Origin of the sequence: Bacillus sp. FSL K6-0073 (genome assembly GCF_038006085.1) — a bacterium.
Classification (GTDB): Bacteria; Bacillota; Bacilli; order Bacillales; family Bacillaceae_G; genus Bacillus_A; species Bacillus_A cereus.
In genome coordinates this window covers 3,322,716-3,335,512 of record NZ_JBBOUN010000001.1, presented here as the reverse complement: position 1 = coordinate 3,335,512, position 12,797 = coordinate 3,322,716, and the positions used below count along the sequence as shown (strand labels likewise).

Here is a 12,797-nt window from a genome sequence, read left to right as displayed (position 1 = left end):
GAAATAAAAATGAATATAAAGCAGTTTAATGAACATATAACATCACTATTTGGAGAGCATCTTCATAAATATGGCGATGATGAATATGGTTTTACTTATATAAGTAAAGATGAATTTCACAAAATCGGTTACACAACAAATTTAACGTTAGAAACTATTGAAGAAGCGTATCGAAATGGAGTCGATATGATAGTTACACATCATGCGCCGTGGAGTTTTTTATTTGGTATGGAAGAGGCTTGTATTGAGAAATTGAAGCAATATGAAATGAATCATTTTTGGATTCATTTACCGTTAGATTTTGTAAAGTTTGGCACGTGTACATCGTTATTTAACGAAATTGGGATAGATACAATACTGGAATATTCAACCTATGAGGAAGAAGAACTACCGGGAATAGGAGAATATAAAGAAGCGATTCCTTTTTCAAACTTAGTTGGAAAACTTGAAGAAAAAATGGAAGAGAAAGTGAAGAGCTGGAGAAATCACGATAAACCAGTAAAACGGATTGCAATCTTAACCGGTGCAGGAAATAATACAAATTTGATTGAACGTGCATTAGAAAAAGGATGTGACACGTACATAACAGGTGAAAAAACATTATATACAGTGCAACATGCGAAATTTAAAAGAATTAATTTAATTGTAGGTAGTCATACGTTTACAGAAGTGTTTGGTATAGAAAGTTTGGCTCATAAATTACAAGACAGAGGCCCTGCAATAGAAATTATTAGAGTATATGAAGAGCATTTAGAGTGATAAAATCACGTTATCATAAATGGAATATTGAAGAAAGTCATTGTAATAAAATAAAATTGTTGTTTGTTATATCAGGGCGATTGAAAGGATTTTACTTTTGTTTGTCAAATAATAGTAAAGTTGTCTTTTGAATTAAGGGAATATTCGGAGTTAAAGGGTGAGAGAATGGACATTTCAATAATCACTGCACAACTAGTTAAGGAGAAAGTGATTTCACATTATCCAAATAGTGTAAAAGCATTAAACGGGGGAACGACAAGTACTATATATTTGTTAGATGAACAATACGTTATAAAGTTGAATGAATCGGATGTCATACGTGAAGAAGCTTATTTTCTTCAGTTTTATAAAAAGGACGAATTATTTCCAAAGCTTTTATATAAGGAACCTTTAAATCGCTATATTGTTTACTCATTCCTTGAGGGCACAACTTCTTGCAAACTAGGCCATAAACGGAGTGTTCTTAGTAAACTTGTAAAGGAAGTTATCAATAAGTATGAAGTAGCTACAGAGGTTGATGGCTGGGGATGGAAAGAAAGCCCAGTTCAATCTTGGAATGAATTTTTAACGACAAATGTGATGGAAGCTCATGAAAATGTAAGACGTTACATAAGTGAGGAAGAGTATAGAACGGTTTTTAAGTTAGCAAATAGTCCAAGTAGGGGGACTGGAATAAATGAGCCATTTTTATTGCATGGTGATCTTGGATTTCATAATTTTATATTTCAAGAGAATAAACTGCACGGTGTAATTGATCCTTTACCAGTGTTAGGAGATCCTATATATGATTTAATTTATGCGTTCTGTTCAACTCCGGAAGATTTAACAAAAGAAACGATTGGTTATGCGATGAAACAATGTGTATTTTATAAAAAAGACCGTGATTTATATGAAGAAATAGTCATAGGATTATATTTGCGTATAGATACATGTTTACGGCACCACCCGAAAGATTTAGAAGATTATTTAGCAGCTTGGCGTTATTGGATGGGTGAGGTTGAGGTGACTTTTTAGTACAAATATTTTGGGGGAGATAGTGAGATGAATGTTGCAGAAGCGAAAAAGGATTTACTGTAATTCCATTATCGGTTACAGTTGCCTATTTACTTACTTTTATAAGTTTATTAATTGAAAATAAAAAAGTAGATTATTATCAACAAAAATCAGCTTAATAAAAATATAGGGATAGGGGGAATTATGATGAAAAATTTCGTTTGTACAACGTGCGGTGTGCAGTATGCAGCGAGTGTAGAGGAACCGGTGAGTTGTCATATTTGTGATGAAGAGAGGCAATATGTGAATCCGAAAGGGCAGTCTTGGACGACTTTAGAAAATTTGCAAACAGATGATACATATAAAAATGAAATAATCAAAGAGGAAAATGGACTTTATAGTATTACGACAAAACCAGGATTTGCGATCGGTCAAACGGCATTTATAGTGAAAACAGAGTCATATCGTTTACTATGGGACTGCATTACGTATTTAGATGAAACGACAATTGCGAAAATAAAAGAGCTTGGTGGATTAGATGCAATTGCATTGTCTCATCCTCATTATTATTCAACGCAAGTAGAATGGGCAGAGACATTTGATGTACCAATTTATATACATGAAGATGATAAAGAATGGGTGATGCGCCCAAGTAGTCGTATTATTTATTGGTCTGGTGAGTCTTTACAATTAGCGGATGGGATTACTGTACATCGTCTTGGAGGACATTTTAGTGGTGGTTCTGTATTGCATTGGGAAGAAGGTAATGATGGAAAAGGGATTTTGTTAACAGGTGATATTATTCAAGTTGTAGCGGATGAGCGGTGGGTAAGTTTTATGTATAGCTATCCAAACTTAATTCCATTACCAGCGAGAAAAGTGGAAGAAATGGTGAACCGAGTGAAGCCGTTACAGTTTAATCGTTTATACAATGCTTTTCATCGAGTAGTAAAAGAAAATGCAAATGAGGCAGTTGAACGTTCTGCTGAAAGATATATAAAAGCAATAGAAGGAAAGTTGTTTCATACGTAAAAGGAGAGTAGCTTAATGAAAACGTTAGTGTGCTTTGGAGATAGTATTACAGCTGATGAAACATTTTTTGATGGAATGCCGAGATTAACACCACGTTTGCAAGAGATGTTTCCGAAGTGGAAAGTAGTGAATGCAGGTGTTCCAGGGGATAATACATTCGATGCGTTACATAGGATTGAAGAAGATGTAATATCATATAAACCAGATTTCGTAACAGTTTTTCTTGGTACGAATGATGCAGTTTCTTTTTCTCAAGTGTCATTACAAGCATATAAAGAAAACTTAGAGAAGATTGTGAACCATATTTCATCAGATAAAGTACTACTGATTAGTCCTGCACCAGTTGATGAAGAAAGACAGCGTAATAGAACAAATAGAGTGCTTGGTCAGTATGCAGACGTGGTGGAGAAAGTGGCGAGGGAAACAGGAAGTTATTTTCTAAACGTATTCGCTGAAATGATTCAAGAACGGGATTATAAAAGATTTGTAGAAAATGGTGAAAAAGATGGATTACACTTTGGACCAGAAGGCTATGAGTATGTAGCGAGGTTAATTGGTGAAAAGTTAAAAGGAATTTTATAAGGAGCAAAGCACTTAGTGTTTTGCTTTTTCTTGTTTTTTTGCAGTCTATAAACTTATTCACCGCTGTAATTTGCACAGATATTTTGTTTTTTTATATGCGTAAAAGGTTAGCTCTGTTTTAAAGTAATATAAATTTATTTTTAAAAATTTATATTTCGTAGTTGAAAATCAATAAAGGTGTAACTATAATGGTTACAGTTAGTTTGTTATTTTGAAATATACACATTGAATTACAAGAATGAAAGGAGTTTTTATGTAAATCAAAAAGTTATAAAAATCTATTAATTTTTATAATAAGATAAAAAGATTTTTGGTTCATACACATTATTAAATATGTTAATTCTAATAGAAAACTAGAGGTGGAAAGATGAAAAATTTTAAAGGTATGTTGGTATCATCACTTGCAATTACAACTTTTGCTGGGGTAGGTACGACATTTGTAACAAATACAGTACATGCTGCCAATAACGATTCTAGTAAAATACAATTTCGTTCTAATAAGAGTATAAACACAACAACTAGCTCGAGATTGCCTGTATTATCAATCAATCCTTATGATGAACCTAGATTTTCGAGACAGGGATATCTTGAAGAGGCACCTTTAGGAATTAATGCTCCTTATGCTTGGGGAATTAAAGGAGGAGATGGTCAAGGAGCAACCTTTGTAGATTTGGAAGAAGGCTGGTTATTAAATCATGAAGATTTAGTCGGTCAAAATATTGAATTTATGTCTGGAAAAATGAGTAATGATCTTTCTCACGGTACTTCAGTTCTAGGTGTTGTTTCTGCAGCTGACAATAGGATTGGGAACATTGGGATTGCACCAAAAGCAAAGGCAAAAGTAATTTCAGTGATCCGAGATAATGGGAGAATCGATGTAAGAGATGCTATTTTAAGTGCCGTAGATTCTTTACAGGCTGGAGATGTTTTATTAATAGAAGAATCCTTTAAATATGATGGATATGGAGATGACCCTTTACCAGTAGAAGTATACCCGAGTATATTTAACGCAATTCGCAAAGGTACAGATAAAGGCATTATTATTGTAGAAGCAGCTGGTAATGGTGGGATTGATTTAGATGAATTTAAAGACCGTAATGGTAAACAGATTTTAAATCGAAATAGTCCAGACTTTAAAGATTCAGGAGCTATTATAGTTGGAGCATCTACTGCAAGAGTTCCTCATAAACGTTTAGGTTTCTCTAACTATGGTAGTAGAATTGATGTATATGGTTGGGGAGAGTATGTTGATACATTAGATACATATCAAAATCAAAATAGTAAAGGGCAAAAAGTTACAGATCAGAATATAATGAATCGTTATACTTCTAACTTCCGTGGTACTTCTAGCGCTTCGCCTATAATTGCTGGGGCTGCTGTATCAATTCAAGGGATTGCTAAAGAACATTTAGGTAAGGCATATACACCAAAAGAATTGAGGGCAATTTTAAGTAATCCTAATACAGGCACAAAGTCTAATAATCCATCATCTGATAAAATAGGGGTTTTACCAGATTTAAAAGCGATTTTGTCTAACCTTGGATTTCATAGTGATTTGACTACCAATGATACTATGGTATTTCCAGATAACGTAGAAAAAAATGAAGGAAAAGAAAATTCAACTTTCGTATTTCCAGGTGAAGAAACAAAAAGAACAGGTGATAAAAATTCAACTGTAACCTTCCCAGAAGAAGATTTAAAACAGGAGGAAAAAGAAGAGGGATTAATTGTTTTTCCTGATTAATAAAAAAATACTACCTTCCATTTGGAGGTAGTATTTTTTATTTCTTGTCATTAACAAGCAGGCATGAAATTTGTATTTGTTTATCTTTCATAATGAACTTAACCACAAAGTCGAATGTTTGACTGTTAATTAACTTTTTCGTCTCAATCAATTACATGAATTAATCTAGAAATGCTTGCTGCAATGCTTTCAGTCCATCGTTGTATATACCATGAAACAGATTTATTGCCTCTTCATCACTAACCTCAACAGGAGTGAACGTACCAGACCACTCTACTAATGATGTGTTACTTTCAGTACCTTTTTTCACCCGGATTGTAGATAAATAATTAGTGACCGGGAACGGTGCATTCATGATTGAATACGTGTAGTAGCGTTCCTTATCATTGAATACTTCTAAGTGTTCTATAATTGTATCACCATCTGGATTAGCTAGATGACGTACACGACCGCCTTCAGTTAATTTACTACTAGGTATATAAGGTAACCAGTCTGGAAGGGAGTTGAAACCTCCTATTAATTGCCATACTTGTTCAGGTGATCCGAAAATTTCCATAGATATAGTAGTATATGCCATGTTCATTACGCTCCTTTTCATCCCGGTATTTACGGGTAAATAATCAGTAGAGAATAAATCGCCCCACTGATTAAAGTTTCACTTTATAGGTCCATAACTTATAGTGAGAATGAATTTTATCGTGGATTTTTTATTTAATATATAATTATAAATTTAAAACTATATACTTTTAATAATTAAATTATATAATAAATATAGAAACGAAAATTTATGAGCAAGGAAGTTGAAAAATATGACATTAACAATGGGCTTTATTGGATTTGGAAAGTCAGCTAACCGCTATCACTTACCTTATGTAAACACACGTAATAATATAAAAATAAAAACGATTTTTGTACGTCAAATAAATGAGAAATTAGCGGCTCCATATAAGGAAAAAGGTGTTTACTTCACTACTGATTTGGACGAATTGTTGAATGACAAGGAAATTCAAGTGGTGACGATCTGTACGCCAGCACATACGCATTATGAATTAGCAAAAAAAGTTATACTAGCTGGAAAATCAGTTATCGTTGAAAAACCATTTTGCGATACAGTGGAACATGCGAAAGAATTATTAGCTTTAGGACGAGAAAAAGGTGTAGTAGTTATGCCTTATCAAAACCGCCGTTTTGATGGTGATTTTTTAGCTGTGAAGCAAGTAATTGAACAAGGATTCCTTGGTGATATTATTGAGATTGAATCACATATTGATTATTTCCGTCCTGGTTCAATCACTCATGAAGCTCCAAAAGAAGAAGGTTCATTTTACAGTTTAGGTATTCATACGATGGACCGTATGATTTCACTATTCGGCCGTCCAGATACGGTGACATACGATATTCGTAATAATGAAATGGAAGGTGCGGTTGATAATTATTTCGATGTTGGTTTACATTACGGAAATCAGTTGAAGATTAAGCTGAAAACGAACCATGTCGTAGCAAAAGATTATCCACGCTTTATCGTTCATGGAACAAATGGATCATTTATTAAATATGGTGAAGATCAGCAGGAAAATGATTTGAAAGCGGGGATTATGCCTGAGAGTGCAGGGTTTGGTGAAGATTCACCGATGTACTATGGAGTTGCTAAATATCGTAATGCAAATGGTGACTGGATTGAAAAACAAATTAAAACGCCGCTTGGTGATTACGGTCGTTTCTATGATGCCGCGTATGAAACAATTATAAATGGTGCACCAAAACTTGTGAAAGACGAAGAAGCGGTAACGAATATAGAAATCTTAGAAAATGGATTTGCTGCCCCATCACCTTCAGTTTACAAACTTGAGGCTTTACATTTGAATGAATAGAAGAGAGTTTGCAGTATAAAGGAGGTATGAAAATGGCAAGCGGATCAACACAAGTAAAATACCTCGGCATTTATCAAAAGATTAAACAGCAAATTTTAGACGGTGAATATAAAATCAACGAAAAAATTCCGAGTAGCCCCGTCCTTGCTGAAGAATTTGGTGTTTCAGCCCTTACTATTAAGAAAGCGCTGGATCTATTAGTTAGAGATGGCTACATCATCCGCCGGCGCGGAAGTGGAACAGTGGTGCAAGATTGGCGTCAACAGGAAAAGGCACGAATGATTCAAACTTTAACGGGTACGAAAGCTGTATACGGCAGTGAGGTAGAAAGTAAAATTATCGAGTTTGCGATTGTTGGGGCTGATGAAGTAGTTGCTGAGAAATTGGGAGTTTCAATCGGTGATTTCGTCTATAAAATCATTCGCCTCCGCATCATTCACAGCATTCCGACGATTATGGAGCATACATGGATGCCAATTTCGGTTATCCCAGGTGTTGAGGCTTCTGTTTTAGAGGAGTCGATATACTCACATATTCAAAATAAACTTGGTCTTGAAGTAGGGACATCTGTTGTCAGGGTTAAAGGAAGTCGCCCAGATGATAGGGAAAAGCAGTTTATGAACTTAACAAATCAGGATTTCCTAATGCGAGTTGAACAAGTAGCTTATTTAACGGATGGACGAACTTTTGAATATTCTTATGCAGATCATCTACCCGAAACCTTTGAGTTTGAAACAGTCATTACTGCAAAAAATTATAAAGAGATATAAAAATCGGTTGAGGCAAGTATTGTCTCAACTGCTCCTATTATACGTTAATAGAATGAATCCAAGACTTAACATTTGATTTATAGAACTGTAAAGTTTAAAATTACAGTATAGTTTTTAGAAGTGAGTTGTTATCGTCTGTAAAATGTAGATAAATTAAATATTCTCGAATAAATAATATTGCTTGTATTTGATTCTAAACTGTAATTTTTTTTAATACATTTCAATAACCGATGTCTAAAATGTACGTTTCATAACATTAAAGGAGTGAGTGAAATATGGTAATTCTATATACAACAGCAAGCTGTGCCTCATGCCGAAAAGCGAAAGCATGGCTTGAAGAGCATCAAATTGATTATATTGAAAAAAACATCGTATCAAATTCTATGACAGTTGATGAGCTTAAATCGATTCTTCGTTTAACTGAAGAGGGGGCTACTGAAATTATTTCAACTAGATCGAAAACTTTTCAGGACTTAAATATAAATATTGAGGAGCTCTCGCTCAATGAATTTTATACATTAATAATTGAGCATCCACTAATGTTACGTCGCCCAATTATGCTGGACGAGAAAAGATTGCAGATTGGTTTTAATGAGGAAGAAATTCGTAAATTTTTACCACGTAGCGTTCGAACGTTTTTGAACATTGAATTGCAAAAATTGGCCAATTAATAAGTAGTATTTTTAGAAAAAGTTTTTTGAAAGGAGGAAGCAGAAGATGATTGAAGTATGTGTTACAGTTAATTATAATGATAGAAATTATCAAACAAATGTTATTGTGAGTAAAGATACGATTTGGACAAAAATTAAACAGTTGGCAGAAGAACAAGTGAAGAAACAGTGGAGTGTTTAATTTTATTTTCAACTTAAAAAGCTAAATGAAGTTATCAGATATAGGTGGGACCGGATAGAATATAAGAGAATTAATTTTTTATGGCAAGAAGTATTCTATATGTTTTAACGTTCTAACCTATCTGTAATATTTATGGCTACAGTTAATATATGAGAAACAATATTTTTGATCGTAGGAGGAAAATCATGAACAGCGACTTTACCTTGGCCATACACAGTTTAACTTATTTAGCTTTACAGCCAGATCGGATGTCAACAAGTAATGCTATTTCAGAAAGTGCAGGTGTACATCCAGTACGCATTCGCAAAGTACTAAGTTTGTTAAAAAAACATAAGTTTATACAATCGAAAGAGGGGACTGGTGGCGGTTTTATTTTCGCTCGCGATTTAGATGAAATTAATCTTTGGCATATTTATCAGATAACCTCTGAAGGTGCTTTGCAGCCGAAGTGTCCAGAATCAAACAATCAGTGTGTTGTAGGTTCGAACATGCGAAAAGTTCTTTTCGCTATTTTCTTAGGTGCTGAAGAGCATCTAGGTGAATACTTAAAGAATTATACAATGAAAGAAGTTGTTGACCTTATCAATCAAGAGCGTTAAGCGGCTTAATTATTATATAGCCGTGAGTTCTTAACACTTAAATGTAATGAAAAATATTACAGTATAATTGTTTTTATATCTTTTTTATCGTCACAAAAAATATTTATAGGAAGGTGAAACGGTATGATGTCAAATAATAATCATGTTTTAAAAGTAGGAGATTGGGTTCGTGGAATATCAAATGAAGGTGAATTAATAGTTGGTTATATTGTATCACTTGATGATGTAGAGGATATAGTTACAGTTAGTATTGTGAAACGTGACGGCCAGTACACAATAAACGAAGCGATTTTACTCTTTAGTAAACACGTTAACAAACTCCCTGAATCAAAGGTAATAAATAAGGAACAAATCCTTTATCTTATAGATCTTGCATTATTAACAGGGGATGAAGAATGGTTTATCGAGCTTTCTTCAAAATTAAACTCGATAAAAGAGCTAGTTAATGAGGGATTTTAAAATTTAAACTTTTGAGGGTGCACACAATCCGCCTTATGGAGAGGACACAATTACTTTTCGCATAAAAGGAAATGATGTAAAAACGATTCATTACAAACATAGAGATATCCCTGAAGAAGAGCCGAACAAACTACAATTAAGATGATATTGAAGTGATTTGTTTGTGTATTCCTGATAACGATAATTATGTAAATGAGCTGTCCATATGGGGCAGCTTTTTTGCTTTTTGCTCAGTGTAGCTTTTTAAATTGTATATGAATTCAATATTAATAATATATATCCTAAAATTTGGTTTTTGTATTTTGGGATTTTTTTCTTTTTACCTACATTAATTATTTATTAGAATATCTTTTATGTTTAAAATAAGATTTTTTGATAAAAGGGGATATAAGTATCTTTATAATAAGTCACCTAGAAAAACAATGTATTATTGTATTTTTTTAATAACTAATTCAGCTTTAAGCGATAAAAACAATGGCTACATGCTAACTGTAAAATATTATCCATATAAAATTATTCCTCTTTAATATTTCTGAAAATATAAAAATATTAATTTTATAAATATACACGTTATAATGAGGGCGTCGAGAGAAATTTTATTATCTCTGGAGAAAATATAAAAAATGCGATTATTAGTAAGAAAGGTGTGTGATTAGAGGCGAAATGTATGTAATGTGCTTCAGTGGCTTGTGTAAGCAATATCATCAGTGCTACCGAAGTTATGAAGGTAATGTATAGAATTGAGAAAGAAATGCCTCGCAAATGAAGAGAGGCCGGTTTAGCTAAAATTACTGTTAAAAGTAAAAAAGAGAAACCATTAAAGTAATACACTGTTATTAGAAATGTTGCAACGTATTTATGAAGTCTATTCTATATTGTTCTCTTAAGGGGTCTTTATATAAAGAGCGGATATTACGAGTAAACTTTTTTGTGAACGCTAACAATTATATTAGGACGCTAATTAGTGAATGTTTCAATTTGGATTCATTATGATGAAGGACATACAATGTGGGGCAACTTGTAAGGAATTCATTTTCCAGAAAGGGAATATTTGTTAGATGCAAAGAGAGATGCAGGAATAGATACAAGGGGGAGTTATTATATGAACGGGAATACTGCAAAGAAAATAGAAGTTCAAGCTGAAAATACCGCACGAAAAAATGAGCAATATGCAGATCCGAAAAAGTGGCATAAGCAGGATACTACATGGGCACTGAGTCTATTTGGAACTGCAATTGGAGCAGGGGTGCTCTTTTTACCGATTAATGCAGGTTCAGGTGGTTTATTATCTTTACTACTAATTACATTACTTGCATATCCAGTTATGTACTACTCACATAGGGCGCTTGCTAAAATGATATACGCTTCTAATTCTGCTGATGAGGGGATCACAGGTACAATTAGAGAGTATTTCGGAAATAAAGCGAGTATCATTTTTAACATCGTATATTTCGGTTCAATTTATACAATCGTACTAATGTATTCGGTTGCGCTTACAAATACTGCAAGTAGTTTTATCGTGCATCAATTGCACATGCCAGAACCTCCAAGGGCTATTTTATCACTTGTATTAGTTCTTGGTCTTATCGCTATACTAAATTTTGGTCAAGATATTACTGTAAAGGTAATGAGTATGTTAGTGTATCCTTTCATAGTTTCTCTACTTTTTATTGCAATATCTTTAATTCCACAGTGGAATACGTCAATGCTTAGTTTTTCAGCTGTTTCAACTGCTTCAACAGGAACAGGCTATTTTGGGACGATATTGATGATTCTACCAATCATCGTATTCTCATTTAATCATTCACCTATGATTTCATCATTTGTTGTGAAACAGAGAGCTACGTATGGAATCGAAGCCACTGATGCTAAATGTGCGCAAATACAAAAGGTTTGTTATATCATGACATTCGCTGTTGTTATGTTCTTCGTTTGGAGTAGCGCATTGAGCTTGACTCCAGATGATATAAAAATGGCAAAAGAACAAAACTTATCAATTCTTTCATATCTTGCTAATGAGCTTAATTCGCCTGTAATCACTATTGCAGCTCCAATTATTGCTTTTGTGGCTATTACAAAGTCTTTCCTTGGCCATTATATAGGAGCATTTGAAGTAATGCGTGACATGATTATTAAGTTCGGTAAATCACGTGGAAAAGATATTGAAGAAAAAACAATTAAGACAGTAATCCTTACTTTTGTTGTATTATCATGCTGGTTTGTTGCTTATACAAATCCAAGTATTCTTGGACTTATTGATTCTCTAAGCGGTCCATTAGTTGCTGCTATCTTATGTCTATTACCGATGTATGCGATTCAAAAAGTTCCAGTACTAGCTAAATACAAAGGGAAAATGAGTAACGTATTTGTTATTATTGTAGGTGTACTTACTGTCTTAGCAAGTATTAAGTCATTATTCTAATTCACTATTATTCGTATTAGTGTAAAAATAGTTAATACGAATAACTTTTTGGACAAACTTCTCACATTGGAGAGTTTGTCCTTTTTTAGTCATTTTATCAACTTGCCGACAAACAGCCACCTTCCAGGCAGAAGGTGGCTTGTTTCGGTATTAATTTATTTTAACTATTCACGTCTGAATGGCCTTTTTGGAGCAATTAGCTCTAAATTAGTACCAGCTGAATCGGAGAAGTAGGCAACTCCTGTACCAAATCCAGTTTTCTAGCCGTCTTTTTGAAAGATAATTGGTTCGTCATCTGGGTGCTATCCTATGCCCATCAAGCTAACAAAATGGATTGCCTCTGAAACAAAAAATGATTTTTATTACTATAAAAAACGTAAAGTATCTGTTTTTAGAAAAAATTAATTTTTATAAATTGATGGAGGTATAACTCAATTCTTTTATATATGTAGTTAAATATGATTGTCAGAATGAACTTAAAGTAACTATGATTTCTAGAAATGCGAACTGATGTTTTGAATTGGTTTAAAGTTGCTGGAACAAAATAAAACCAATTGAGCAAAAAAACTTGCAAAAATAAAAAGAGAGATGTATATTAATTGATGTATCAATAATTGATATATCAATTAATGTTTTAACAAGAAAGAAAAGGAACATTTTATGAAGGAAATGTTCGTAAATATCAGTGGAGAAGAGCGCAAAATACTTATTCAT

At 33.4% G+C, this 12,797-nt stretch carries 13 protein-coding genes and 2 pseudogenes; 14 read left to right on the top strand and 1 reads right to left on the bottom strand.

Annotated elements, in window-relative coordinates:
• Positions 1 to 9: 9 nt before the first annotated feature.
• The 6 genes and pseudogenes from MHB52_RS17345 (at position 10) to MHB52_RS17325 (ending at position 5,110) form a co-directional block, all read left to right on the top strand.
• Complete coding sequence (locus MHB52_RS17345; protein WP_061662893.1) at positions 10 to 759, top strand: Nif3-like dinuclear metal center hexameric protein; 750 nt, start codon at positions 10 to 12, stop codon at positions 757 to 759.
• A gap of 165 nt (positions 760 to 924) precedes the next feature.
• Positions 925 to 1,773: a phosphotransferase gene (locus MHB52_RS17340; protein WP_000355249.1), complete on the top strand. Its 849-nt coding sequence runs from the start codon at positions 925 to 927 to the stop codon at positions 1,771 to 1,773.
• 41 nt (positions 1,774 to 1,814) lie between these two features.
• Positions 1,815 to 1,931 (top strand): annotated as a pseudogene (locus MHB52_RS36825) (DUF7010 family protein); the annotation flags it as partial.
• Positions 1,932 to 1,956: 25 nt separating this feature from the next.
• Entirely contained in the window at positions 1,957 to 2,784 is an 828-nt protein-coding gene (locus tag MHB52_RS17335) for an MBL fold metallo-hydrolase (RefSeq protein WP_002000328.1), read from the top strand.
• 15 nt (positions 2,785 to 2,799) lie between these two features.
• Complete coding sequence (locus MHB52_RS17330; protein ID WP_000855198.1) at positions 2,800 to 3,366, top strand: SGNH/GDSL hydrolase family protein; 567 nt, start codon at positions 2,800 to 2,802, stop codon at positions 3,364 to 3,366.
• A gap of 367 nt (positions 3,367 to 3,733) precedes the next feature.
• Positions 3,734 to 5,110 carry a S8 family peptidase gene (locus MHB52_RS17325; protein WP_061664249.1) on the top strand — a complete coding sequence of 459 codons (1,377 nt, stop codon included), beginning with the start codon at positions 3,734 to 3,736 and terminating at the stop codon, positions 5,108 to 5,110.
• Positions 5,111 to 5,270: 160 nt separating this feature from the next.
• Here MHB52_RS17325 and MHB52_RS17320 read toward each other — a convergent pair whose 3' ends face one another.
• Entirely contained in the window at positions 5,271 to 5,687 is a 417-nt protein-coding gene (locus tag MHB52_RS17320) for an SRPBCC family protein (RefSeq protein ID WP_061664250.1), read from the bottom strand.
• Positions 5,688 to 5,919: 232 nt separating this feature from the next.
• Here MHB52_RS17320 and MHB52_RS17315 point away from each other — a divergent pair, with 232 nt between their 5' ends.
• The 8 genes and pseudogenes from MHB52_RS17315 to MHB52_RS17280 all read left to right on the top strand — a co-directional run bounded on the left by MHB52_RS17315 (position 5,920) and on the right by MHB52_RS17280 (position 12,083).
• The gene (locus MHB52_RS17315) at positions 5,920 to 6,981 is read left to right on the top strand and encodes an oxidoreductase (protein ID WP_000176636.1); all 1,062 of its coding nucleotides are present in this window, start codon (positions 5,920 to 5,922) and stop codon (positions 6,979 to 6,981) included.
• 32 nt (positions 6,982 to 7,013) lie between these two features.
• Entirely contained in the window at positions 7,014 to 7,751 is a 738-nt protein-coding gene (locus tag MHB52_RS17310; protein ID WP_061664251.1) for a GntR family transcriptional regulator, read from the top strand.
• Between the two features lie 275 nt (positions 7,752 to 8,026).
• The gene (spxA, locus tag MHB52_RS17305; protein ID WP_000236190.1) at positions 8,027 to 8,422 is read left to right on the top strand and encodes a transcriptional regulator SpxA; all 396 of its coding nucleotides are present in this window, start codon (positions 8,027 to 8,029) and stop codon (positions 8,420 to 8,422) included.
• Positions 8,423 to 8,468: 46 nt separating this feature from the next.
• Positions 8,469 to 8,603, top strand: coding sequence for a BA3454 family stress response protein (locus MHB52_RS17300; RefSeq protein WP_000573532.1), 135 nt, complete (start codon positions 8,469 to 8,471; stop codon positions 8,601 to 8,603).
• Positions 8,604 to 8,788: 185 nt separating this feature from the next.
• A complete protein-coding gene (gene saiR / locus MHB52_RS17295; protein WP_001083465.1) occupies positions 8,789 to 9,202 on the top strand; it encodes an Rrf2-family transcriptional regulator SaiR in 414 nt (137 codons plus the stop codon).
• 123 nt (positions 9,203 to 9,325) lie between these two features.
• The gene (locus tag MHB52_RS17290; protein WP_000987462.1) at positions 9,326 to 9,661 is read left to right on the top strand and encodes an IDEAL domain-containing protein; all 336 of its coding nucleotides are present in this window, start codon (positions 9,326 to 9,328) and stop codon (positions 9,659 to 9,661) included.
• A gap of 7 nt (positions 9,662 to 9,668) precedes the next feature.
• Positions 9,669 to 9,806, top strand: a pseudogene (locus MHB52_RS17285) (DUF3888 domain-containing protein); the annotation flags it as partial.
• A 957-nt stretch (positions 9,807 to 10,763) separates the two neighbouring features.
• Positions 10,764 to 12,083: an aromatic amino acid transport family protein gene (locus tag MHB52_RS17280; protein WP_001014190.1), complete on the top strand. Its 1,320-nt coding sequence runs from the start codon at positions 10,764 to 10,766 to the stop codon at positions 12,081 to 12,083.
• The last annotated feature ends 714 nt before the right edge of the window (positions 12,084 to 12,797 follow it).